At 63.7% G+C, this 25,985-nt stretch carries 16 protein-coding genes; 8 read left to right on the forward strand and 8 right to left on the reverse strand.

The annotated features are described in order from the left end of the window. Nucleotides 1-155 precede the first annotated feature (155 nt). Entirely contained in the window at nt 156-491 is a 336-nt protein-coding gene (locus JWN03_RS11130) for a hypothetical protein (protein WP_297613550.1), read from the forward strand. Nucleotides 492-755: 264 nt separating this feature from the next. On the opposite strand, the gene JWN03_RS11135 is transcribed toward JWN03_RS11130, so the two are convergent. From JWN03_RS11135 to JWN03_RS11150, 4 genes are all read right to left on the reverse strand, one after another. Continuing rightward, nucleotides 756-887 (reverse strand): hypothetical protein, encoded by a 132-nt coding sequence (locus tag JWN03_RS11135; RefSeq protein WP_297613551.1) that lies wholly within the window; start codon nt 885-887, stop codon nt 756-758. A 258-nt stretch (nt 888-1,145) separates the two neighbouring features. Further along, nucleotides 1,146-1,661, reverse strand: coding sequence for an SUKH-4 family immunity protein (locus JWN03_RS11140; RefSeq protein ID WP_297613553.1), 516 nt, complete (start codon nt 1,659-1,661; stop codon nt 1,146-1,148). A 191-nt stretch (nt 1,662-1,852) separates the two neighbouring features. Beyond that, the gene (locus tag JWN03_RS11145; RefSeq protein ID WP_297613556.1) at nt 1,853-14,101 is read right to left on the reverse strand and encodes a non-ribosomal peptide synthetase; all 12,249 of its coding nucleotides are present in this window, start codon (nt 14,099-14,101) and stop codon (nt 1,853-1,855) included. Nucleotides 14,102-15,754: 1,653 nt separating this feature from the next. Continuing rightward, the gene (locus JWN03_RS11150) at nt 15,755-17,341 is read right to left on the reverse strand and encodes an SMI1/KNR4 family protein (protein WP_297613558.1); all 1,587 of its coding nucleotides are present in this window, start codon (nt 17,339-17,341) and stop codon (nt 15,755-15,757) included. A 282-nt stretch (nt 17,342-17,623) separates the two neighbouring features. On the opposite strand from JWN03_RS11150, the gene JWN03_RS11155 reads away from it, so the two are divergent. From JWN03_RS11155 to JWN03_RS11180, 6 genes are all read left to right on the forward strand, one after another. Further along, nucleotides 17,624-17,866, forward strand: coding sequence for a hypothetical protein (locus JWN03_RS11155; protein ID WP_297613560.1), 243 nt, complete (start codon nt 17,624-17,626; stop codon nt 17,864-17,866). Then, the gene (locus JWN03_RS11160) at nt 17,863-18,189 is read left to right on the forward strand and encodes a type II toxin-antitoxin system PemK/MazF family toxin (protein ID WP_297613562.1); all 327 of its coding nucleotides are present in this window, start codon (nt 17,863-17,865) and stop codon (nt 18,187-18,189) included. The genes JWN03_RS11155 and JWN03_RS11160 overlap by 4 nt, the downstream gene beginning before the upstream one ends. Before the next feature lie 260 nt (nt 18,190-18,449). Next, nucleotides 18,450-19,055 (forward strand): ADP-ribosyltransferase, encoded by a 606-nt coding sequence (locus tag JWN03_RS11165; RefSeq protein ID WP_297613564.1) that lies wholly within the window; start codon nt 18,450-18,452, stop codon nt 19,053-19,055. Further along, nucleotides 19,052-19,195 carry a hypothetical protein gene (locus JWN03_RS11170; protein WP_297613566.1) on the forward strand — a complete coding sequence of 48 codons (144 nt, stop codon included), beginning with the start codon at nt 19,052-19,054 and terminating at the stop codon, nt 19,193-19,195. Before JWN03_RS11165 ends, JWN03_RS11170 begins: the two co-directional genes overlap by 4 nt. 572 nt (nt 19,196-19,767) lie before the next feature. Beyond that, the gene (locus tag JWN03_RS11175; RefSeq protein WP_297613568.1) at nt 19,768-20,979 is read left to right on the forward strand and encodes a cytochrome P450; all 1,212 of its coding nucleotides are present in this window, start codon (nt 19,768-19,770) and stop codon (nt 20,977-20,979) included. 31 nt (nt 20,980-21,010) lie between these two features. After that, on the forward strand, nt 21,011-21,214 hold the full coding sequence (locus tag JWN03_RS11180) for a ferredoxin (RefSeq protein WP_297613570.1): 204 nt from the start codon (nt 21,011-21,013) through the stop codon (nt 21,212-21,214). A gap of 272 nt (nt 21,215-21,486) precedes the next feature. Here JWN03_RS11180 and JWN03_RS11185 read toward each other — a convergent pair whose 3' ends face one another. From JWN03_RS11185 to JWN03_RS11195, 3 genes are all read right to left on the reverse strand, one after another. Continuing rightward, nucleotides 21,487-21,819, reverse strand: coding sequence for a hypothetical protein (locus tag JWN03_RS11185; protein ID WP_297613572.1), 333 nt, complete (start codon nt 21,817-21,819; stop codon nt 21,487-21,489). Then, nucleotides 21,812-21,967, reverse strand: coding sequence for a hypothetical protein (locus tag JWN03_RS11190; RefSeq protein WP_297613574.1), 156 nt, complete (start codon nt 21,965-21,967; stop codon nt 21,812-21,814). Before JWN03_RS11190 ends, JWN03_RS11185 begins: the two co-directional genes overlap by 8 nt. Before the next feature lie 1,212 nt (nt 21,968-23,179). Further along, the gene (locus JWN03_RS11195) at nt 23,180-23,374 is read right to left on the reverse strand and encodes a hypothetical protein (RefSeq protein WP_297613576.1); all 195 of its coding nucleotides are present in this window, start codon (nt 23,372-23,374) and stop codon (nt 23,180-23,182) included. Between the two features lie 61 nt (nt 23,375-23,435). On the opposite strand from JWN03_RS11195, the gene JWN03_RS11200 reads away from it, so the two are divergent. After that, nucleotides 23,436-23,927: an SMI1/KNR4 family protein gene (locus JWN03_RS11200; protein WP_297613580.1), complete on the forward strand. Its 492-nt coding sequence runs from the start codon at nt 23,436-23,438 to the stop codon at nt 23,925-23,927. Between the two features lie 1,633 nt (nt 23,928-25,560). Here the strand turns inward: JWN03_RS11200 and JWN03_RS11205 are convergent. Continuing rightward, nucleotides 25,561-25,842 carry a hypothetical protein gene (locus JWN03_RS11205; RefSeq protein ID WP_297613578.1) on the reverse strand — a complete coding sequence of 94 codons (282 nt, stop codon included), beginning with the start codon at nt 25,840-25,842 and terminating at the stop codon, nt 25,561-25,563. Nucleotides 25,843-25,985 lie beyond the last annotated feature (143 nt).

A 25,985-nucleotide genomic window follows, 5' to 3' on the forward strand; every position in this document is an offset into this window, starting at 1 on the left:
TCCCGTGCGCGGTGGCGTTGAGCCGCGAGAAGTTCATACAGGCGCCCCCGGTGAGTGAATATATCGGAATCACCGACTCCACACTCAGTTGTTCGCGCAGCGGGCTGGCAGCATCGCTCGTGTGGTACGCCATGGCGAGCAAGGGAGCGGCCGGAATGGAACACACAGCGCACCGCGCCCTGGAACTCGCCAGATACGCCACCCGGCGATTCGACCGTGCCGGCTTGTGGGCGATGCTCAATCCGAGTTCGATCATCGTGGTGTTCGAGCGCCCCGCCGAATGGATCTGCCGCAAGTACCATCTCGCAACCGAAGGCGTCTTAGCGCACATCGTGACCCTCCCGCACGTCACCGAGCAGGTAATCGACGAACTGTGTGACGACCTGACCAGCACCTCGGTAGACCTGAGCGATCATCGGTCCATCGAGTCAATTCAGCTCCCGAACCCGCACCGTGAGAGTCGGACTGCCCCGGCCGCTGCAATGAACTGAGACAACACCCGGCACGGTCTGAGGACAATCGATTCATCACAGGCGTCACTCGACCGGAGGGGACTACCACCGGTGTACCCGGGGGGCACGATCCCAAGCGCTGCAATTACCTGCGCGGTTTGTCTCGCAGGTGTAGCTCCGCCCTACCCCTTCCGCGGCTACTACTGGAACCCCTGAACCGTATTTTGGCGACGCCGTTACGGCCGCGCAGGTCAGCCAAGTTAATAATCGCCGGAAATCCAACGTAGTTCTCGTGATTCCTGGTCAGGCGCGGTGCGGCTGGGGGGTCGCCTTGTTCAAGTTGGTGTAGATGGACAGGCGGGTGACGCCGAACTCGGCGGCGATCTGGTCGACGGTATAGCGACGCTTGCCGTGTTCGTCGAGTTCGTCGTACATCTGCCGGGCCAGCTGGACCTGTCGCGGGCCGAGTTTTGGGTTTCTGGCCGCCGATACGTCCGCGGTCGCGTTCGGACATCAGAGGTGTTCGAATTCGGCTATCGCGCCGAGGATTTGGAAGAACATGCGGCCGACGGTGCGAGTTCCCGTTCGGCATCCGCCGACACACGTTCCCTCACCGCCGCTGCTCTGATCGGGAAGAGCATTGGTGCGGTAATGAAATCAAAGAAGTCGGGTAGCAGACCCCGAGGAACACTGTCATACCTCCAAGGCCTGGCCCAGGAAAGTCGTCCACCATGCGCTGGTATCCAGCGCAGGCGGATCGATGGTCATCAGACTCTCGACGATGGCGCCAACGGCTGGGTTCACGCTCTGTACGTTGGGTTCGGCCAGCGTCCACAAATCGCGGTAGTACCTGCCGACGAACATGACGAAGAGCCCAAGATTCGAGTTGGCCAGGTAGACCTCGGTCGAACCGTCGAACAGGCAGAACACCTCGTCGCTGCCCACCTCGACTGCGAAACGGAAGTCGTTGGGTAGACCGTTGATCACCGGGACGTATTCCCGGTCTCCCACATGCTCGGAGCTGAGGACGCCGCTGTCAGGTAGCGGGGTGAAGGCGCCGACCTGCACGGTAGGCAGACCTACCGTGGTGAGGAACTCGCGGGTTGGCGCGGATAGACCAGGATGTACTTGTTCCGGTGGCAGTGTCTTGAGGCGATTCCCCCAGATCGCCGCGACAGAGGTACCGAGGTCGTCGTTCAACCAGCTCATTAGGTAGGTGCAACTCCCCCATAAGCGTTCGTAGGTCTGCTAAGCCCTTGATCCGAGACCGCTGTCTCCACAGGCGGGAACGGTCGTGGTTGACGCCGAATTCAATGTCGGTACCGACAGCTGACCGATCGAAACCGCATGCACGTAAAGCGTGTTTTGATACGCGAAGCAACCCGCAAGGTCGCTCGTGGTCATCCTTGTGCAGCCAACGCCGCCGTCAGCACCCCGCCGATATGCCCGAGTGCCCTATCGCCGGTCATGCCCCAGTGTGTGGCGTCCACGTCGAGGTCGTGAATCCGTCCGTCGACGACATCGCTCCAGGTTATGGCTCCTCCGGCATCGCCCGGGAGGTCTTGTGCGGCACTGAAGTACACCAGGTCGCCGTGGAAACGGCGGGCTTGGTGGCGGGCTGAAAGTTCGAGCGATCGCACCGCGCTGTCCACAGCCGCCGCGATGCGGTCTGCGCCGAAGGATGCGAAGGGTTCTCCCCGCGTGGCAAGCCACTGAGCCAACCGTTCCGGAGTGGCATCCTCCGCGCTGAGGTCGGCGGCCACGCCACCGAGCAGACCTCCAAACAGGTCCGCGAGCGGAACCGCCAGGACTGTGGACCCGGCAGCCTGGCTGGGCATCTCGTTGTAGCTGTCCAGCATGGCGAGCAGGGCTACCTCTTCTCCTTCTTCCTGCAGTTGCACGGCCATGGCGTGCGCGATGACACCACCTAGCGACCAACCCAGCAGGTGGAACGGCCCGGTGGGCTGGATCGTCCGGATCTCCTTGATGTAGCGGCGGGCCCAGTCCTCGAGCGAGTCGGGCAGCTCCTCGTTTCCGAGCAGGGCTGGAGATTGCAAACCGTAAAGCGGCCGATCGCGGTCCAGGTGCGCAGACAGGCCGGCGAAGGACCATGCGATGCCACCGACTGGATGGATGCAGAAAAGCGGTTCCGCGGAGCCGGTGGTCCGCAGCGGCAGCAGGACGTCGAATGCCGCGCCGTTGGTGTCTGCTTCGGCTACAGCCGCGATCAGGTCAGCGGGGGTAGGCGCGGTGAACATGAGCATCACGGGGACCTTCCGTCCGAGCGTGCTACCGAGACGATTCACCAGTCGAGTCGCGCTGAGCGAATTGCCGCCGTGTTCGAAGAAGTTGTCGTCCAAGCCGATTCGCTCGACGCCCAGTACTTCGGCGAACGCTGCGCAGACAGCCATCTCCCGCGCAGTGCGCGGCTCGCGGAAGGCCCGGACTGGAAACACCGGTGCGGGCAAGGCTGTGCGATCCAGCTTGCCGATCGGGGTCAGTGGCAACTTGTCCAACACCACGACCGCCGAAGGCAACATATGCGATGGCAGGCTGCGTGCGGCGTGCGTCAACAGATCTGCCGGAGTGAGCATCCGCCCCGGCACCGGCACGACATAGGCGACAAGCCGTGTTGCTCCGAGCCCATCTTGACGTCCGAGCGTCATCGCGAATTCGATATCCCGGTGCGTGCCCAGCACGGTGTCGATCTCGCCGAGCTCGATGCGGAAGCCGCGGATCTTCACCTGGAAGTCGATGCGGCCCCGGTATTCCAGCTCGGCGTCGTCCTGCCAGGCCACCAGGTCGCCGGTGCGATACATGCGGGCGCCCGGCGCGCCGAACGGGTTCGCGACGAAGCGGTCCGAGGTCAGCTCGGGGCGGCCGAAATAGCCGCGTGCCAGCTGCGCACCGGCCAGGTAGAGCTCTCCGCAGACGCCGACCGGCACCGGCCGCAGCCGCGAATCCAGCACGTACACCTGGGAATTCCATTCGGGCGAGCCGATGGACACGCTGTGCTCGTCGCGCTCGGTGACCCGGTGGCTCGTGATGGACACCGCGGCCTCGGTGGGGCCGTAGAGGTTGAACAGCTCGGTGCGTGGACGCGACCGCAGTACGCGCTGAGCCAGCGGGCTGGGTAGCGTTTCACCGATGGCGAGGATGCGCTCCAGCGAATCCGGCAGTCCGTCGGCGAGCAGCGCGTCCAGCATGGATGGCACCACATGCAGGGTGGTCGCCGATTCCCGTGCCATCAGCTCGTTGAGGTAGGTCGGGTCCTTCTGGCCGTCGGGGTCCGCGATGACCAGGCGTCCGCCGCAGGCCACGCCGGACCAGAACTCCCAGACCGAGAGGTCGAAGGTGGCGGCGGTCTTGAGCAGCACCGCGTCAGCCGGGTCGAGGCCGAATTCGCTGACCTTCCAGAGCAATTGGTTGACGACCGCGCCGTGCGGCAGCGCCACACCCTTGGGGCGGCCGGTCGAACCGGAGGTGAAGATGACATACGCGATATTCGAAACACGCAGCGGCGCGGAACGTTCCGTGTCGGAGACCGGCCCTGCGGCGATATCGTCGAGGATCAGCTCGTCGATCTGTACCACAGGTGCGATTGTGGTCTCGAATTCGGCGTCCGCATTCGTGAGCACGCAGACCGGTGTGGCCGATTCCAGGATGTAGTCGGTGCGGTCGGCGGGCTGGTCCGGATCCACCGGCACATACACACCGCCGGCGACCGATACCGCGTACATGGCGATAACAAGGTCCGCAGAGCGCCGAAACGCCAGCGCCACCGGCCGCTCCGGACCGGCGCCCAGCGAGATCAGGTGACGTGCGAGTCGGTTTACGCGCTCGTCCAATTCTGTGTAGGAAAGGCGCGTGCTCTCCGATATCAGCGCTGTGGCGTGCGGGTGTCGCGCGACGGTGGACGCCAGTAGCCCCGGCAGGGTGAGCGGACCTGATGCCTGCGTGGTGGTTCGGTTCCAGGCGTTGAGTACTTGTTCGCGTTCGGCGGGATCGAGCAGTTCGATGTCGCCGACCGGCACGCCGGGATCGGCCGCGACGGCCGTGAGCAGACGGACGAACCGCTCGACGAACGCTCCCGCGGTGGCTTTGTCGAACAATGCCGTCGCAAAGGTGAGTACACCGCCGATTCCCGCCGGGCTGCCGTCCTCGCGGTAGGTGTCGCTGATAATCCAGTGCAGGTCGAACTGGGAAATCCCGAGGTCGAAATCGACTCCGGAGACCGCGAGTCCCGGTAGTTCGAGGCTGGTGCGTGCCAAGTTCTGGAAGGACAGTCCGACCTGGAACAGCGGGTGCCGGGCGGGCGAACGTGCCGGATCGAGTACCTCCACGAGGCGTTCGAATGGCACATCTGCGTTGGCGAAGGCCGTGAGGTCGCTCTCACGTTGGCGTGCAAGCAGTTCGGTGAACGACGCACCGGCTTTCACGCGAGTGCGGAAGACCAGGGTATTGACGAACATGCCGATCATGGCGTCCAGCTGGGCATCGCCGCGGCCCGCCATCGGTGTGCCGATCGCGATGTCCGAGGCACCCGACAACCGAGCCAGCAGCACCGCCAGCACGGTATGCACCACCATGAACAGTGTCGCGTTATGCGCCCGCGCCACCGCCGCCAGACGAACGTGCGTCTCGGCATCGACGCTGATCTCGACCTTGTCGCCGGCGAAGGACTGAACCGGCGGGCGTGCCCGATCGGTTGGCAGTTCGAGCTGGTCGGGCAAATCGGCCAGAGCTTTTCTCCAGTACGCAATCTGTTGCGCGACCGGTGATTGCGGGTCGGATTCGGCTCCGAGGACATCGTGTTGCCATAGTGCGTAATCCGCGTACTGCACCGGTAGCGGTTCCCAACCGGGCTCGTGTGCCTGGGCGCGGGCCGTATAGGCGATCACGAGGTCGCGGGTGAGGGGAGCGGTGGAGGTGCCGTCGCCGGAGATGTGGTGAATCACCAAGGCCAGCACGAACTCCGGTGTGACGGCGTCGACGATCTCGAACAGCGCGCCCCGCAGCGGCACCTCGGTGGTGACGTCGAAACTGGTGCCGGCCATGAATGCCGAGACCGACGCGACGACGTCGGCGGCGTCGATCGCGCGGACCTCCAGCTGCGGAACCGCCTGTTCGACCGGCAGAATCACCTGCAGCGGCCCGTCCGCCGTGTCCTCGTACCGCGGATAGATGGTGCGCAGAATCTCATGGCGGGCAACGACATCCGCGACAGCGGCCCGCAACGCGTCCACGTCGAGCGCACCGGAGAGCCGCACCGCGAGTGGAATGTTGTACGCGGTCGAGACCGGATCGACCTGATTGAGGAACCACATGCGCTGCTGTGCGGGTGAGAGCGGAATGCGGTCCGGTCGTGGGACGGCCGCGGACAGGGCGCGGCGCCCGCCGGAGGCGTGCTGGGGCAGCCTGGCCGCGAGCCCGGCCACCGTGGACGCTTCGAAGAGCAGGGGCACGGGCACGTGCGTCGCCAATGCCGCGCCCAGGCGCGCCATCACCTGGGTGGCGATGAGTGAGTTGCCACCCAGGTCGAAGAAATCGTCATCCGCGCCGAGCGGATTCTCGATGACGAGCAGTTCGGCGTAGATCTGCGCGACCAGTGTTTCCCACTGCCCGTGTGGGGCCCGGAATTCCTTGACGCGCACCGTCGGTGCTGGCAGCGCACGACGATCCACCTTGCCTGCCGGGGTCAGAGGGATCGATTCGAGCACGGTCACCGAGCCCGGCACCATGTGTGCGGGCAGGCGTTCGGCGGCGAAGGCGATGAGCGCCTCGACGTCTACGGCCGTGCCCGGCGCGGTGAGGACGTACGCGGCCAGGATCGTCGCTTCGCTGTCGAGCAGGTGGGCGAGGGTCACCGCGAAGTCCACACTGTTGTGGGAGGTCAGGACAGCGTCGATCTCGCCGAGTTCGATGCGGAATCCGCGAATCTTGACCTGGAAGTCGTTGCGCCCCAGGTGCTCGATCTCATCGGCGGTCCAGCGCGCCAGGTCGCCGGTGCGGTACAGACGCGATCCGGCCGGTCCGAACGGATTGGCCACGTAGCGCGAGGCGGTGAGCGCGGGCCGGTCCGAGTAGCCGCGTGCGAGTTGCGCACCGGCGATGAACAACTCGCCTGCCACTCCCGCAGGAACTGGCACGAGCCGATTATCCAGCACGTATTCGTCGATCCCGCGAATCGGTCCGCCGATGGTAACCGGATCTCCGGGCAGTAGCGCTGCGCTGATATTGGTGACGATGGTGGTTTCGGTCGGGCCGTAAACGTTGTAGAACTCGCGAGTGCGCCTGCCGGAAATCGGTGTCGCCCAGCGCTGCACGAGATCGGGCGGGCAGGCTTCACCTCCCACGATCACCACGCGCAGTCGGTCGAGCCCGACCTGATCCACCGAGGCCAGTGCGGCCGGGGTGAGGAAGGCGTGCGTCACCTTTTCACGGCGCAGCACCGACGCCAGCGCCTCACCGCCGTAGACGTCGGCCGAGACCACCACCAGGGTGGCCGCGGCGCCGACAGCCAGCAGCAGTTCCAGCATCGAGGCGTCGAAGGACGGTGAGGCGAAATGCAGTGTGCGTGAGGAACTGGTGGCGCGGTAGCGCTTCTGTTGCTCAGCGCAGAAGCCCGCCAGACCCGCTTGGGTGACCACCACGCCCTTGGGTTCGCCGGTGGAGCCCGAGGTGTAGGTCACGTATGCCGGGTGCGCGGCCCGCAAGGGACGCACGCGGTCGGCATCGGTGATCGGGTCGGTCGCGTAGCCGTCGAGTGCGTGCGCCAGTTCGGCTTCGTCGATGGCCAGCCAATCCACGACGTCGGGCAGGCTGGGGTACACAGCGTTCACCGTGAGACCCAGGGCTACCCGTGAATCGGTCACTAGGTAAGAGATCCGATCGCTCGGATACTTCGGGTCGACCGGTACGAACGCTGCGCCGGTCTTGGCGATCGCCCACACTGCCAGAACTGACTCGACGGACCGCGAGATACCCACGGCCACCCGGTCTTCGGGCCCGACACCGCGATCGATGAGCAGCCGCGCCAGACGCGAGGAGCGCTCGTCGAGTTCGAGGTACTCGATCGCCGAGTGGGTTTCACTGGCATCGGCGAAAACTAGGGCCGTGCCGTCAGGATTGTCCTGCACCGCCGCATCGAGCAGGTCCGCCAGGGTCGCCGCATGAGGTTCGGTCACCGGAACCGGGGAGGCGGCCGGCGTCGCCTCGCCGAGCAGGCGGGCACGTTCACTCTCGTCGAGAATGTCGATGCCTCCCACGGTGATTCGAGCATCGCCGGCCACCGCCGCCAGTACGCGTTCCAAGCGGCGGCCGAAGGCCGCTACTGTCGGCTCGTCGAACAGGTCTGTGGCGTAGGCGAGACCGATCGTCATCTCGCCGAGGGCGCTGTCCGCGGTGACGTGGGGCTCGACCATGACTTGCAGGTCGAATTTGGCCGCGATCTGTCCTGTGTCGAGGGCCGTCACAGTCAAGCCGGGCAGATCCAAGCTTGCCTGTTCGACATTCTGGAACGACAGCACCACCCCGAACAGGGGGCTCTGCCCGGCATTGCGGGTGGGTGCCGCGACCTCCACGACTCGCTCGAACGGAACGTCCGCGTGCGCGAAGGCCGACAGGTCGACCTCGCGCACCCTGTCGACCAGATCCTCGAAGCCTTCGCCGCCGTCCACCCTCGTTCGCAGGGCCAAGGTGTTGACGAACATGCCGACCAACTCGTCCAGGGCGCGCTCCCCGCGGCCGGCGACCGGTGTGCCGATGGTGATGTCGTGGTCACCGGTGAGCCGGGCAACCAGTACGGTCAGTGCCGCGTGGATCACCATGAACAGCGATGCCCGATGGTCGCGGGCGAGAGCGTCCAGCGCGCGGTGTACCTGGGTGGGTACGGTGAATTCGATCGCGTCGCCGCGCAGGGACGGTGTCGAGGGCCGCTGCCGGTCGGCGGGCAGTTTCGGGTCGGACAGGTCGCGCAGTTGCTCTCGCCAGTAGGCCAATTGTTGTGCGGCCATGGAGTTCTCGTCGTCGTCGTGCCCGATGACCGACTGCTGCCAGAGCGCGAAATCAGCGTATTGGACCTCGAGTGGAGCCCACGCCGGGGCGCTACCGCCGCTGCGGGCTACGTAGGCGGTGACCAGATCGCGAGCCAGCGGGGCCAGCGAGGCCCCGTCCGCGATGATGTGGTGGACCACCAGCACCAGCATGTGATCCCCGGCCGCCGGGTCGGTGAATAGCCGGGCGCGCACCGGGGCGGCTTCGGTGACGTCGAACCCGCAGCCCATCATCTCCACGACGCGGTCGGTGACCGCGCCGCTGCCCGTCACGACCTCGAGGCCGTCCGGCAGTACCTGGCCGACGGTGAGAATCTCCTGGTGCGGACGAGCGTCCGCGATCGGGAAGCGAGTGCGCAGCGCCTCGTGCCGCTCGAGCACATCGAGTACAGCCTGTCGCAGCGCGTCCACATCCAGCTCACCGGTCAGGCGTATTCCGAAGGGCATGTTGTAGGCGGGCGACGCAGGATCGATCTGATTGATCACCCAGATCCGTTGCTGGGCAAGTGACAACGGCACGCGCTGCGGACGCGCCGTGGGCGCCAGGCGTGGCCGGCCCGAATCCGGTTGCGAGCCGGGCACGATGCGGGCGGCCAGGGCGGACACGGTGGAGGTATCGAACAGCTCCCGCACCGCGACCCGGGTCTCGAGAGCCACGCCCAGACGTGCGGCGAGGCGGGTGGCGAGCAGCGAGTTGCCGCCCAGTGCGAAGAAGTCGTCGTCCGCGCCGACCTGCTCGACGCCGAGCACATCGGCGAACACTCGCGCCACCGCAATCTCGGACTTGCCGGCAGGAGCCCGGTACTCGCGCACGCTGAAAACCGGGTCCGGCAGGGCCTTGCGGTCAAGCTTGCCGCTGGTGCTCAACGGAAAGGCGTCGAGGGCCACTACCGTGGACGGAATCATGTAGGCGGGCAGGATGTCCGCGATGGCCGCCAGTAGCGTCTGCTGGTCGATTGCTGTGCCGGGCCCTGGCACGGCGTATGCCACCAGCTGATCGCCCAGTGCGGTCGGTACCACCATTGCCGCGGTCTGGGAGACGGAAGGCTGTGCCAGTAGCGCGGTTTCGATTTCGCCGAGTTCGATGCGCTGGCCGCGGAATTTGACTTGGAAATCGGTGCGTCCGATGTATTCGAGACGGGTGGGGTGTTGTGTGTCGGCTGCCCGCCAGCGCACCAGGTCGCCGGTGCGGTACATGCGGGAACCGTTCGGGCCGAACGGATTCGCCAGGAAACGGTCCGCGGTGAGGTCGGGGCGGCGCAGATAGCCGCGGGCCAGCTGGTCACCGGCGAGGTACAGCTCACCCGGCACTCCGGCGCCAACGGGGTGCAGGCGGGCATCGAGCACATATGCCTGGCTGTTCCATTGCGGCACTCCGATCGGCACGCTGGCCCGATCGGTACCCTCGGCCGGCCAGGAAGTGATGGAGACGGTGGCTTCGGTCGGGCCGTAGAGGTTGTGTATGTGCAAACCTGTCCCGAGTGCCTGCACCGTGGTGACGGTCTCCGGGGGCAGGGCTTCACCGATGACGAATACATCGCGCAGTGTCGGCATGCTGTCGGGGCGGGTGTGTGCGGCGAATACGGTGAGCATGGACGGCACGAAGTCGGTGACTGTGATGTTTTGCGCGGCAATGGTTTCCGCGAGGTATCCGGTGTCGCGGTGACCATCGTGAGTGGCGACCACGAGTTTCGCACCGGCGCGCAGGGGCATGAAGTAGCCCCAGAGGGATACGTCGAAGGTGGTGGCGGTCTTCTGGAAGTAGGCATCGCCGGGACCCATCGGGTACTCGGTCAGCATCCAGGTGATCTGGTTGTGGATGGCGGTATGGCTGACGGTCACGCCCTTGGGACGGCCGGTCGAGCCGGAGGTGAAGATGACGTAGGCAGGGTTCTGCGGATGGACCCGATGTCGTAGCTCGTGTGCCTCGATCGGTGCCGTCGAGAATGTGTCCAGTACAGCGGTATCCAGGTAGAGGACATCGACGCCGCTCGGCACTTCGACGGCGTCTGTGGTCGTGGTGAGCACGCACGCCGGACGGGCTGTATCGAGAATGTGCCCGATGCGATCAGCTGGGTGATCGGGATCCAGCGGCACCCACGCACCACCGGCCGTGACGATCGCGTACATGCTCACGACCAGATCCAGCGACCGGCGAATCGCAAGTCCCACCAGGGACTCCGCGCCCACACCACGCGTGATCAGCAGACGCGCCAGCTGATTCACTCGCGCGTCGAACTCGGCGTAGGTCAGTTCGACACCCTCGTATGCGATCGCGACTCGGTCCCGATGCTGCACGACCGCCCGGCGGTAGGCGTCCAGGAGTAATTCGGGCACGACCGGACGCGCAGTGTCGTTGCAGTTCAGCAGTGTCGCCCGGTGTTCTTCGGCATCCAGCACCTCGATGTCGCCGATCGGGAGCTGCGGCTGCTGCGCGACTGCGGTCAGCACCCGGCGCAGCCGATCGGCCAGCACCTCGATGTTCCGTTCATCGAACATATCGGCCGCGTAGATGAACGACACGGACATTCCCGCGGGTACGCCGTCGTTCTCGTGCGGCACCACGGTGAGGTCGAGATCGACTTTGGCCATGGGCACCAGAAGATCCACGCCGGAGACGGTGAGCCCCGGCAATTCCAGTGTGCCGGTGGCCATGTTGTGGAATGACAACATCACCTGGAACAGCGGATGGCGCGCCGGGGAACGCACCGGGTTCAGCACCTCCACCAAACGTTCGAAAGGAACATCGGCGTGGTCGAACGCCGCGATATCAGACCGTCGCACCTGGTCCATGAGCTGGGTGAAGGACAGGTTCGGATCGATGTCGGCTCGCAACACCAGGGTGTTGACGAACATGCCGATGACATCGTCGAGGGACGCCTCACCACGACCTGCAATCGGTGTGCCGATAGCGATGTCCCGGGTACCGGACTGCCGTGCCAGCACCATCGCCAGCGCGGCGTGTATGACCATGAACAGCGTCGAATTGTGTTGTTGTGCAATTTCATACAGTGCGCTGTGCAGCTGCGCGTCGATGTGGAAGTCGTAGCCTGCGCCGCGCCCGGAGACGGCCGTAGGACGCGGCCGATCTGAGGGCAGATCCAGCTGATCGGGTAGGCCGGCCAGGCGGTCGCGCCAGTACGCGATCTGTCGGGCGAGCATGGATTGCCCGTCGTCCTCGGAACCGAGTACTTCACGCTGCCATAGCGTGTAGTCGGCGTATTGCACCGGCAGGGGAGTCCACGCCGGAGCCGTGTTACAGGAACGGGCCAAGTAGGCGGTCATGAGGTCGCGGATCAACGGCCGGATCGACACACCGTCTCCTGCGATGTGGTGGGCCACGCAGACCACAATGTGTTCGGTGGGGCCGAGTCGCATCAGCCGCAGCCGAATCGGCGGTGCGGTGGTCACGTCGAAGCCGGCCGCCACGGCTTCGGTAATGAGCGCCGGCAGCTGCTCTTCGGTCGCGTCGAGCATCGGAACTGTGGGCACCGCGCGGGGATCAGTGAGCGGCAGCACCAGTTGTCTTCCGACACCGTCGGTGTCGGGATAGACCGTTCGCAGCACCTCGTGCCGCTGCACCAGGTCGCGGACCGCGGCGCGGAACGCGCCTATCTGCAGTGCGCCGGAAAGCCGCACGGCGAAGGGCATATTGTCTACCGCGCTCGCGGAGTCGAAGCGATTGAGGAACCAAATACGTTGCTGTGCAAACGATAACGGGATCTGCTCCGGACGCGGCATCGGCCGCAGTTCCGTACCGTGCTGCACACAGGTCAGCTCCGCAACTCGTGCGGCGAGTCCGGCCACAGAGGACGCCTCGAACAACAGGTGTAGCGACACCCGCACATCCAGGGCTTTGCTGATCCGTGCCGCCGCCTGTGCCGCAAGCAGCGAGTTGCCGCCCAACTCGAAGAAGTCGTCGTCCGCGCCGATTCGGGTGTCACTGTCTGACGGGAACAGCAGCGTTGCGAAAACGTCCGCGACCGCCTGTTCTGTCCGAGTGGTGGGGGCGCGGAACGCCCGCGCGGTGAATACCGGCGCGGGCAGCGAATTGCGGTCCAGCTTACCGACGAGTGTCAGCGGGATTTCATCGATCAGAACAAGGGCGGACGGAACCATATACGCGGGCAACGACTCTGAGAGGAAGCGCCGCAACTCGACCGTGTCGGGCGTTGTGCCGGCCCGTGGCAGGGCATATGCCACCAACGCGGTCGAGCCCGAAGGCAGTGTGGCACCCACGGTCGCGGCGAAATCGATGTCGGGATGTGCTGTGAGGGCGTTGTCGATCTCGCCCAGCTCGATGCGCAGACCGCGAATCTTTACCTGGAAATCGGATCGGCCCAGGTACTCGATGTCGCCGTCCGCGCTGCGTCGCACCAGGTCGCCGGTACGATACAGCCGAGCACCAGGGGTCCCTTCATGTGCACAGAACGGGCTGGGCAAGAACCTTTCCGCTGTCTGGGCCGGCTGATTCAGATAGCCCTGGGCCAAACCCGAACCGGAAAGGTACAGCTCCCCGATAGCCCCCGCGGGGACGGGCCGCAGGCGCGCGTCCAGAATGTAGGCGCCTACGCCGTCGATCGCCGAACCTATGGTGATCGTCCGACCCGGCAGCATCTCCCCGGTGGTGACGATGACGGTGGCCTCGGTGGGGCCGTAGGCATTGAACATCCGCCGGCCGTTGGTGACCCACCGCGACACCAGATCCGGGCCCAAGCGGTCACCGGCGCACACCACGACGCGAACATCGTCGAGCCCGTCCGGGTCGACTGATTCCAGTGCGCCCGGGGTGATGAGCAGATGCGAAACTTGTTCCCGGCGTAGCAGATCCGCCAGATCCGTACCGCCGAATACGGTCGGTGGGGCGATCACCAGTGTCGCGCCCACGACGAAGGTGTACAGCATTTCCGTGATCGAGACGTCGAAGCTCGGCGAACTGAGGTGCAGCACCCGGGACTGGCCGGTCACCAGATAACGGGTGCCGAGGACCGCTACGTTGGCGATACCTGCGTGCGTGATCACCACACCTTTGGGTTTGCCGGTCGAGCCGGAGGTGTAGATCGTGTATGCCGGGTGTTCGGGTTGCGGCTGAATTCGATCGGTGTAGGAGATGGGGTGCGCGCTGTGCGCATTCACAGCCGCCTCGACGGCCGGATTATCGAGCTCGAGCCAGTCGATCCTCGTTCCGAGCGAGTTTCGGTGTGCAGCAACCGTGAGACCGAGTACGACGCCGGAATCAGTGACGCTGTGCTCGATGCGGTCCGCCGGATAGGACGGGTCCACTGGGACGTAAGCCGCACCGGTCTTGGCTATTGCCCACACCGACAGCACCGACTCCACCGACCGTTTTATCCCGACGGCAACCATGTCGCCCGGGCCAACTCCACGCGCGATGAGCTCGCGAGCCAACTGCGAGGACTTTTCGTCCAGGTTCCTGTAGGTCAGGCTGCGCTGATCTTCGGGCCTGCCGGTTGGATTGAATCTGAGTGCAACCGAATCGGGGTTGGATTCAACGGACGTCCTCAACAACTGCGACAGCAGTAGGCAGCGGGCCCGGCGGCGGTTACCACGTGTAGAACGGCGCACGGACTGCATACGAATGCCCAACCCTTCGACAGCGACTCAGTTCACGACCCGCCGCGATGTGAACGAGCCCTGGAGCCCTACGAAACTAATGAACTGGATGGTTACATCCCTTCCCGACAATGGGAATACACCCCCTGTGCGGCGCTCGACCCCACCAAGACCCTGAGTCCGCCCTGCTCTAGCGTGGTCTACATAATCACTGAGACGCTTGGACTCTCGGTCCGTTCTCGCAGCTTGTCGTATATCCAGTACCGGTGAACGCCGCGACTACGTCGACTGCATCGCTGGTGCGCTATCGGTCACCGAGTGCCGAAACCATCTGGAAGCGGCCGCGATAGGGCGACATCGACATCACTGTGACCCATTCTGTCGCTGACAAGATGTCGATCTCGGGAGGGTGGGTGATCTGTGCAGTGAGATCACCTTGGCGTGCAGACTTGCCCACCACTCAGGCGTCGCCTTTCCTGCACCTCAGGAATCAGAGCACGCTCAGGTTGGCAGGCATCGTTCATGGCAACCGACCCGGCCCAATTCGCTTGGGCCGGTTTTGATCATCCTGCCTTGGGCCCGGTCGGATCGCCGACTTCGTGTGCTGTCATCGCCGCGCAGATGTGGAGGGTCCATACGGGATTCGATGATGTTGCTGCCGAGGACAGCACGATGCGATGAGGATGCGGAAGCGCCAGCATTGGATATTATGTTGGGGCGCGGATACTTTCGCCGATTCATGCATGTTCTCGACTGGCGGATCAAACGGATCGAGCCTTTGGTCTCGCATTGCGGCCACATCGACCGGCGGCCACCATCGCGGATTACATGACCTACTGCGATGACGATCCTCATGTCAAGGGAGGCTGGAAGGCATATCTGGTCAGCGCATTCCGGCCATCGAAGAGAATTCTTCCCATGATTGGGAATATGGTTCGCAATGTTCCGTCTGGTTCGGTGTTGGACCCATAGTGGGCTCTGGGCGGCGAATGACCCCACACTGAATAGGTTTTCGATGTCGATGACCTCAAGGCCTCACCTCCTCGCCTTCGATTTGCTGTAGGATTGCCATCCTTGATACCCGAGCCAATTGCGGAGGTGTTTTCATGGCAACGGGAGCATTTTATTATCAAGACAACATCGGGAACCAGCGGAAGTTGAACGACCCCAATGGATATGAACTTCACAGGGTTGTTATGGCCGCAGGTGAGCTGTACAACGCCACCGACGCTACCGTCACCTTGTATGCAGATAGTGACGGTTGGAGTGGCGGGGACACGATGGGCCCTGGCGACCGAAAGTATTCACACGCGGTCTATATGAGCTGCCGGTTCGGCCATTAACAGTTCTGAGGTGCCTGAAGTCGATCGCGCAGTGCACCTCACCGAGCTCGCGGACCTCTCCGTCGGTCAAGGGCCAAACAGACTCGCCGATCGGGTGAAGACCGGTTGTGTCATGCTGGTTATCCGATTGGACCACTAGTCTGTGTGCGGGTGAGTCTCTGATCGTCCTCGGCCACGCGTTGACTTGCCGAATCTCACGCCCGAGAAGTCGCCGCCGCCAAGGGAAAACGCCCTGGCAGCCCTCGCAAACTCACCGCTGACCGGCTTGCCGCCGAACAACCCGACGACCAAGTCGCGGGCGCCCTCATCGATTGGGGCTGAGAAGGGTCGTTCATCTGATCCGGCCGGAGACACGGAACACCTCGCTGACCTTCCCCCCGAGGCGCAGTGACCAGGTCAGAGCTTCCTCCATCGAGGGTTCTTCCACCATCAGTCGTGCTGCGACGAGAGCTGCGAGTGGTTTTCCCTTGTCGAGCAGAACATCCCATTGTTGTGGCTGCAAGGCTAGGCAGCGCAGGTCAGGCAGATCGGCAAGGATGCTCAGGTTGTAGACCTGAGCACCGGAAAGATCTACGTTGCGAAGCGTCGGTATGCTTCGAAGCGCATTGATATCTACGGGGCGTCGTGTTTTCAATACAAGACTTCTGAGGAACCGGTGTCCTGCGAGAGCGCTGAGGTCGGTATCCCTGAGGGTGATATGCAGGGATTCGATCGGCAACTGCCGGAGCGGCGAGAGATCCGACACGGTGCAATACGCGTGAAGCTCGCGCAAGTTCGGCGTCGCGGCCAACGGGGTCAGATCGACCGTGCGGTCGTCTGTGCTGATAGTGATTGCTTGGACGGTCGGCGAGATCTGCGACAGACCGTCGGAATCACTGATGACTCGGCTGGGTCCGAGTCGGTAGTCTGGGGCAGCGACGAAGTCGTCTGCGTCATCTGATTCGTCGTCGCGCGACTCCAGCACGGTCAGGTAGTGGCCGAGCAGTGATGTCACCGAGGGGGCGACGTAGGCAGGCTCATCGTGATCGCTGCCTATCGAGATGACTTGGCCGGGATAGCCGTGGCGGGCGGGGGCCATATCCACAGCCAAGTAGTTGCCTGTCATGTCGGTGGCTATCGGTATCCACGCGGGGTGACCGCCGCAGCGCCGGACGGTCTCTGGCGGTTGAGGGTCGAGAATCGTTGAGTCCCAGGCTAAATTCCAGCCGAGCCGTCGCATCGCCGTACCGTATTCGCGGTTGTTCTCTTCGAGTGTGGCAACCATCGCCTCGAGCGACATCCATGATTGTCCGCTGAGCAGACTTCCGTGGGTGCTGTCCGCCTCTCCATCGGCGAGCAGATACAGGGCCCGCAGGTCGTGGGGCAATGGACGGCCGATCTTGCGCTCCGCACCTTCGATGTCGGCTGTAGACGCCGGGGGGCGGAGTTTGTCAGGCTTTCCGCGGATCTTCGTTCGACGGGCGAGGTATTCCCGGAACCGCTCCGCAGCTAGCGCCGGATCCCCCTGGGCCACAGAGGTTCCTGCTTCTTGATCGCCTCCGGGCCAGGGTAACTCGTACGCAGGGTCGAGTTTCATCAGGTAGCCCGGCCTTCCACCGCCGGTCCGCTCCACACCTCTTGGTATCGATACCAGCCAGAATGCGCCGCTGGTATCACAGGTGAGCTCGATGATGACGTTGTCCCAGCCGGTCCTCTTCTTCACCGCCATTTCGAGGAACTGAATGTCCTCTTGGGAACCGAACAACGAGCTGAGCAGGGCGTTTCTGTCCCGGATCGGGATAATCCGATACCCGGCTTGATAGGTCTTCAACCTACGAATGCCGGTTTGCGCGTTGCATTCCAACACGCCCGTCGTCCATCCGACGGGGCCGTTCGCCACCATGTTCTCGACAACCCGGTGTATGGCGGATTCGATCACGATATGGGTGCTCTCTTACTGTCGACATGTTCATCGCAATAGTGATCACATCCCACCCCCGGGGATGTGGACAGTGCCGCAGACCTGGCGCTCGGGCGAGCATAGCCCGCGCTTTTCTCTGCCGAATATCCGCGACAAGGCCTATTTCTCGCGCTGCGGATTCGATGATTTGTGCTGGTCCACGCCATGAAGAACGGTGGAAGCTGGCTAGTCGAGGCGCGGCGGCAGCTCATGAGTCGATCCGGCCATCCTCTGAGACGGGTCAAGAGTATGGTGTCGAATATGGCGAAGTTGACGATCACTGTCCCGGATGCGGATCTGGCGTTCTTCGAGGCCGCTGCGTCCCGCAACAACCTGAAGGTGTCTCCGTATTTCGTGCGCGCGGCGAAGATCGGTGCATTGTGGGAGGACGCCAATCGGGCTCGCCCACGTGACGAGGCCGCGGACCTCGCCCGCGCGGAGGCACTGGCGGCACTGGACGAGGCCGCTTCTGCTGATGAAGGTGGGCACGGGCACGCCGCGTGAACCATGGCGACATCTACACGTTCGATCGAGAACGACCCTCGCGCGAAGCCGACGAACGCACGCCCTATCGCGTCATCGTGACTCCGGGATACTTGCTGCCCGAGAGTGAGAACTGGGTGATGGTCGCGCCCGTTGAGCAGCTCGACCCCGACCGGCTCGTAGCGGTCCCGCTCTCGGACACCGACGCCGTACAGGGCTGGATTCGCTGCGACCGCGTGACCACGGTCTACCGGCCGTGGCTGTCGGGTCCGGTCGGGCGGCTCACCGACGAGACGATCGCGGTGTTCGACGAGCGACTCAAGGCCACTCAAGGGCTCGAATGACCCGGTATCAGCGTCAAAGTCCCAATGTCTATCCTCGCGCTCCGGGGTTGCAACAGCTCACGCGCAGGGCGCGGCTGTGTACGTCTGCTGAGTGATGCGCCAGCACGGGCATCATGAGATTGGACCGATGCCGGCCTCGGTCGCTGCTGCTGGTGAGCGGTGGCGGACATCGCGGACGGCGAGCAGCTGGGAACGCGCCGAACAGGCAGCGGCCGGGGCGCGTTTGCAGTGCGGGGCGGGTGATGCGCCACAATCCGGGTGTGACGGGTGTGGACGACGACGATGACTACGGGTTCAGCAATGTGCCTCTTGCCGAGACCGTGCTGGCCTGGCAGCAGAATCTCGGCCTGCTCACCGAGACAGAACGCGAGCTACTCACCGGGTACTCAGGCAACGACTTCAAGCTGCTCAATCCGGTGTTGTGGGGAACAGCCGAATCGACCCCGAGCGTCGAGCGGCGCATTGATGGGATCAGGACGGCGCTGCGGAAGTACCCGCTGCCGATGAGCGTCCGTGCGACCCGCTTGACCGAGGCATCGGATTTCGGGATCCCGGGATTGCACCGTGCCGACGTCGAACCGGCGTACTCGTTGATCGACGGGGTGTTCACCCACCTTGGATTCATGTCCACGAGCGGGTTGGCTGATCCGCGTCGTCCCAAAACCGAGTACCGCAACCCTGTGATCGTGGATCTGATCATCTTGAAGGGCACGCCTGCACTGCGCCTAGGCGAGCTCGCCGAGGTACAGGCGGAGAAAGAGGTCCTGGTCATCGACGCACGCGAGCTGCTCGTCGTTGGCGTCAAGTGGGATGAAGCGCGTAGCATGTGGCGAATCAAGGCAATCGTGACGGGAGGCGATGAATGAGCGCGTTGACCGAGCAGTCGATGCACCTGGTCCGTAAGAAGTTGACTCCGGCGCAGGTCGAGCAGCGCCGCCGCGAAGCCGAGCAGATCCTGGGCCGCAAGCTGCCCCCCCGTTCTCGGCCGGTCGGGGCCGACAAGTAGACACGCACGTCTTATCGCACACGCGCACCCTCTGCCGTTCAGCGAATCTGCTGGGCGGCAGAGACGTTTCAGATACTGCGCTCCCCGGACGGGACTCACCGATGACCAGCCTGTTGCCGCCGTCGACGGCGGCAACAAGGTCGACACCTGCCGTGATCGGTGTTCAGGCACATCCATCACCGATCAGGATGGTGGTATCGGACTCGGGGCGTGTAGCGAATATTTCCATGTCGCGGTGCATCCCAACGGGTGCGTCGAAATTCTTCGTGTGCAGCCTGGTTACGACCCTTCCCTCAAATGGGAACACACCCGTAGTCGTCGCGCGACCTCATCGAAACCCTGATTCCATCCTGCAATGGACTGAGTTCCAAAACCATTAGGATGCTTGAAAACCACTGGGACACTTGACCTCTCGATCTGAACGCGCGGGACGGATCGGGATCGAATACGTTGTGGTCGACGTTCTCACCGGTTGACGCCGCGACTTCGTCGCTGCTGGTCGAGGCTTTAACGTAAGAAGCTTTGAATTGAGAATTTGACTACCGATGGAACCTTATGGCCTTGGGGAACCTATGACAGAGACTGTTGTGCCGGCCCAGGATGCCCCCGCCTTCCCGAGCGACCGCACCTGCCCGTATCAGCTACCCGCCCAGTACATCCGGCTCCGCGACGAGGCGGGCTCGCTACGAAAAGTGACTCTCTACGATGGCCGCACGGCGTGGGTGGTCACCAAGTACGAAACGGCTCGGACGCTACTGGCTGACTCCCGTCTATCATCGGATCGGAACCACCCCGACTTCCCGGCCACATCCGCGCGCCTGCTCAACTTTCGGGACCGGCGGCTGACATTCATCGGCCTCGACCCGCCCGAACACGGGCCCAAGCGCCGGATGCTGATCAGTGAGTTCACCGCCAAACGCATCAGGGGGATGCGGGCCGGTATCGAGCAGATCGTGCACGGCTTCATCGACGACATGCTTGCCGCCGGTCCGCCGGCTGATCTGGTCGGTCAGTTCGCGCGGCCTGTTCCGTCGATGGTGATCTGCCGGCTGCTCGGTGTGCCGTACTCCGATCATGAGATCTTCCAGGACGCGAGCCGAAGGCTGCAGTCGACGACCGCAGCTGAATCGACCGCCGCGCGCGAAGTTCTCGCCACCTACCTGGACGGGTTGATCACCACGCTGCAGACCACACCGAGTCCCGGTCTGCTGAGCAGTCTGGTCGCCAGCGAACTGGCCCATGGTGAGATCGATCGCGAGGAACTGGTCTCGATCGCGGTCCTGCTGCTCGTCGGAGGCCATGAGACCACCGCCTCGATGACCTCGCTGTCGGTGATCACTCTGCTCGAGCATCCGGACCAGCATGCCGTCCTGCGCGCCGACCCCGGTCTCCTCCCGGGCGCGGTCGAGGAGCTGCTGCGCTATCTCGCGATCGCCGATATTGCGGGTGCCCGGGTCGCGAAGGCCGATATAGAGATCGACGGCCAGCTGATCAAAGCCCGTGATGGTGTGATCGTCAGCAACTTCATCGCCAATCGTGATGGTGCGGTGTTCGCCGAGCCGGATACCTTCGATGTCCGCCGCTCGGCTCGCCATCACATCGCGTTCGGTTACGGTGTGCACCAGTGCCTGGGCCAGAATCTGGCTCGCCTGGAACTCGAGATCATCCTCGAGGCGCTGTTCGATCGCATTCCGACTCTGCGGCTGGCGGTTCCGGTGGATCAACTGATTCTGCGGCCTGGTAACACGATCCAGGGCGTCAACGAACTCCTGGTCACCTGGTGACCGGTCTGCCTGCGATTGGAAAGGACTACGCATGCGAGTGACTGCCGACCGGAATATCTGCATCGGCGCCGGCCTGTGCGCACTGACCGCTCCGACAGTCTTCGATCAGGACGAGGATGACGGTCTCGTCGTTGTCCGAAACCCCTATCCGGACAACGACACTCAGCCCGCCGTGCGTGAGGCCGTCAGCATCTGCCCGTCCAGAGCCGTCGTTGCCGTCATCGTCACCGAGTAGCCAGCTGATCGGGCGGAATCACGACAAGAGATCCGGGCACCGGTATCGCTGCGGGGGTGAGAGGCGCGAGGTCGGCCGAGGACTCGGATGCCGTTGACGGTCGTGTCGCTGGGTCACGACGTGGGTGTGGGTAAGGGACCAGAAGCTGCACAGCAACTCCGCGACCGGGCCGCGAGGGAAGACTGACTACCTGGCACCGCGGTTGAAGTGCACGAGCCGCGCCATCGGTGAATCCTGGCTCTGATGAATGCGGCGCTGCGGGCTGATCCCGGTCAGGATGCCTTACGGTGGTCGTCGTTCTCGTGGTGAGCGATCACGGCGAGCAGCGCCTTTACCCATGCCGGGCGCTGCTCAGCAATTCCGGCGGTGGCGATATCGTGCTCTATCAGCGAGCGGATGTATTCCGACTGCGACATCCCGAGATTCGCGGCGCGGCTCTTGCACGCCCTATCGAGATTACGAGGCATTTTCACCGATCGGGGGATGAGGACCGGTGCGGTGTCCGGGCCGGTCTCGGTTGTTTCTACCGCCTCATCGGTGAAGACGAGGCGCTGGGTCATTTCCGTGACCTCAGCGGGGCTCATGTCCATGAACGGATCAGTCATTGCAGGTCGCCTCCCACTTCTGGAATTCCGGGGCCTGGTCGGCGTTCAAGTATGCGGCGCTGGACACTTCTATGTCGCGATCGGCTCGCCCGGCGAAGATCACTAACGGTGTGCCGTTGTCGGCACGGCCCAAGATGACCAAGGTCATCAGGCCGGTGGTGGGGTCAGTGGCTGGCCGCAGCCAGACGGCCCGGTTTCCGTTCATCAATGCGTCTCACCAGGTCGAACACGTTATCGGGTCGACCTGCGCCCGTGCCAGCATCTGCGCGAGCACCCAGTGCCATTTGATCGCCGCACCAGTAAGACTACCTGAGAGACTACCGCTTGAGTAAGTGGCGTGTACCTCGACGACCGCGTGACCTTCGGGACGAGTAGCCACTCGAATTGCCTATCGATCCTCCGGCCGGGGTGTGCATCCAGGGATTCCGAAGCGGTCGAGGTGCCGGGCCGGCGGCTTGACCGCCCGAAAGGCCCCGCACCTGCAGATTCGTCATTGTGACAACCAAATCTGGAGACCGGAAGCACGAGGGCATTCACGGTTCTGGCCACCGATAAGGTTCACTTATCGGTGGTCAGAAGTAAGTCATCATTTCGCGATTCGTTACGTTTGTTACGTGTGCCGCACACGTAATCAACGCTACGCAATTAACTAGGCACCCGGGTCCGTGACCGGACTGGCTCGACCGATCTGACTTCCGGTCGACCGACTACGTGCCCTTGTTCGCCGGCAGAGTCAGGAGGTGAGTCGCCATAGGCAGGGTGCTGCGTTCGGTGCCGCCCACGCCGTGTATCAGTGGCGACTTCTGTCGGTCGTCACAGACACACCCGGGGCAGGGGTTTGCGGACAACTCCTCAAGGGGACTGCCGGACGCGATCGGGCAGGTCAGGCTGCAAGCTGTGGTACATACCTCCATCGTGCACCTGTCGCGGGCCTCGTTTCTCCTACGCGGGCCGCCAGCATTGGGCCGTGATCGCTGCCGCATTGAATCCGGTTTACACGGCACGGACGGAATCGGCTGCGCTGGAGGGGTTATGCGCGTTCGCCGAGGTGTAGAGAATGAAACATCCTGCGCTCATCCGGCTTTGACAGAACTGGTGGACCGAATTCGTGCTGTTCCTTGCGTTCGACACTGAGATCTGCAGGCTCGTCTGCTCGACTACGACGAGATCGGCTTGCTGCCACCGGTATCCAGGACCGGTGGTCAACGGGGTACGGTCCGCGGCAATGCGGCTGTTCCACCAGGTCGGCCTGTTATCACTGACCGACGTCGCCTTGGCACTCAGATACGAAGTCCCGTCGCAGGATTGGCGGGACCACAGAGAAGCACACAGAGCTGACCTCATCCACTACATTGATGAATTACGTTCGGCCGTAGCCTTTCTCGATCACGCAACGACCTTCAATCACGCCGACCCGCGGATCGGCGCAATCGGTCGACCCTGCGGTGATCATGGCGGTGTGGTCGTGCACGCCGCCCGAAAAGGGTTGCTGCTGACACGAGCAGTCCGGATCCAGTGACGGCCAGTCGCTAGGCTCTGGCAGTATCGCCGTCATGCTTGATCCTGATCAACTCATTCAGTAGACAGCGGCACGTGCTGCGAGCGAAAGCGATGATCTGCGCGCCCCGGCGAGCAGCGGCCAGATCGCTGAGGCTGAATCCCAACTGGGCTTCCCGCTTCACCCGTTGCTTGCGCGGCTCTACCAGGAAGTCGCCGATGGCGGGTTCGGCCCTGGCTACCAGCTGCTGCCGCTGCTCGGCCCGGAGCCCAGTGTCCTGAGTGAGTATCTTCAACGGCGCGAGGCATCGATCGATAACGACGACCCGCAGTGGCCAGAAGGTGTGGTTCCCATCTTGACTTGGGGCTGCGCGATGTATGCCGTAGTGGATTGTCAGAACGCCGACGGCAGAGTCCTTCTCTTCGAGCCCAACGCCTATGACGGCCGCTGGGAACAGGCATGGTTCCTCGACGCGGAAAGCCTTGCCGGCTGGCTGGAGATCTGGCTCGCCGGAACGGGATGGTTCGAGGAAGACGCGTCCGACAGGGATGACGTCAACGAGCCCCAACCATGGACTCAGGCCGGGGCTCGTCTCGAGGCCCGCGCCTAACCAGGGACCTTGCGCATCGAGGACGGGCGGGTGCTGCTCGCGTATCACGCACCGACAGCGTCTCCTCCCTCGGATATCCCTCCGCCGTCCAGGTCAGGATCTCAGTAGGAGATGCTGCAGGCCTCGGCCATCCGGGTCAATCCGAGGTTAGTGGAGGATGCCAGAACCGGCCGTGCTCGCACACACCGTCGTCACGCACGTCCTGACATGAAACCAGTAGCGCCACAACATCTCTGGCAGTTCCACCCCGCCGAATGACGACGATTGGTCCGTCGAGTCGGCCGCTCAGCGTGCCCTTTCTCGTCACTGGCCCTCGCGGGCAGAGATGACGGGGCATCTCGAAATCGGTTGTGGCTGTTGCTCTTCTTGCCAGACTTGTCACCACATTGGCGTTGTTCACGCCTGGGGACGGGCTCGGCTGGCGACCCATTGCGGGCGCCATGTCGCGGCAGAACCATGCCCGCGCCAGTGGGTTTGACCCGGCGATCGAGACCGGACCGGCCACCGACCCGGTCCTGATCCCCCGGTCGGTCAAACTGACCAGGGACCTCGACCAGGCCTGCAAACGCCGCGCCTCGAATCTCGGCATGTCCCATCGGGCTATATCCGTTCGCTGATCGAACGCGATATCGCCACCGCCGGCACCGGCGAGCAGCGACCGGCATGGGTGAGCGAGCTCCTTTCGGTGATCGCCCGCCACGAGAACGACGCCCACCGCCAGGCCTCCTGAACCCCGCCCCGGCACGGACGAGGCAGAGGTCGGGCACGTTGTCGATGTGGTCGTAGTACTCGACGCACCAGGAAGGGCATTGCCGTACCTCATCGAGCCGGGCATCGCTCATACCGGCGGGCATAGGCGCCGGGCACCCCTCGGGTAGCCGAATTCGGTTGGCGCTGTTCGGAAACCGATCGATTCGCAACCGACTGTCAGTTTGGGTGTACCCCCAAACCGACGCATCTCCTGGGCCGTAGCGCATTGATACAGAGACCGAGAGCAGAGGCCGAATCGGTCGGCGGATAACCGAAATCTCATGTGTCCCTATACCGATCGTTTTCCGAACGGCTTAGCTCAACAGAAACCCAGGCATGGTTCGCTGATGCCAGGGTCAAGTGTGCGCTCTCCTCTTCTTGTCTCGTTGTCGATGCGCAGCCTGCCGACAGGCCGCACTGCAGTACACCTGGCGCTGTCCGCGTGGGCGGCTCTCGAACCGACACGGGCACACGGCACATCTCACCCAGGAACCGAGCCCGGCGAGGCGGTTATGCCGCTCGCACCAAGGCATGGGTTCGTTCTCCAGCTTGTAGCCCATGGACCCGATGCGTTCGTCGTCACGATCGGAGAAAACTCGTGCGAAGTCATGATTCGCATACGCCCGCAGGCCCTCCGGGCGCCCCGCTTGCACTTCGAGCACGGACGTCGCGTTGTAGTAGATCTGTCGACACCGACTCTCAGACAGCCCCAGCTGTCGTGCGATCTCCGAGAAACTGATGCCGGACAGACGTGCTAGGACAACGTCGGCCCCAGTCACGCCGAAAAAAGTGAGAATTTCTCGTATGGCGAGCTCGAACCTCTGATAGTCAATCCGCTCTGCCGCTGTACGAAACACCGGATCCGGAGTCGGGCGCCGGCGGCTCATGCGCCCTCCTCGAGCGGCTCGATCTGATTATTATCCGCAGTCTCCGAACCTTGTGTCTCGCTGGAGGATCCATCGCTCGGTACCGATCCTTGCGTGGGATCAGTGCGGGCATATCCTTGGTCGCGGTGGATGCCGAACGCACCCGCAAACGACGCAAACACTGCGGAGGCATGGTCTCGCGGAGCCCGCAGCAGGGCAATGATTGTCACCAGGGCGACGGTGCCAGCAAGCACCGCCATCGGCCATATCCCTGCAGCCAGCAACGGCCAGAAGTTCAAGGGAACTCTCCTTCTAAGTGCCTGTGAACAAACTGATCGCGTAGGAGTTCCAGCGCTCTGATCTGCGGAAATCTATGGGGCACTGTTGTTGTGGTCGCTGGCGGCTTATCGTCGGAGCGGGGGCCCGGTCCGGTGGAGGCGGC

Origin of the sequence: Nocardia sp. (genome assembly GCF_025465275.1) — a bacterium.
Taxonomy (GTDB): Bacteria; Actinomycetota; Actinomycetes; order Mycobacteriales; family Mycobacteriaceae; genus Nocardia.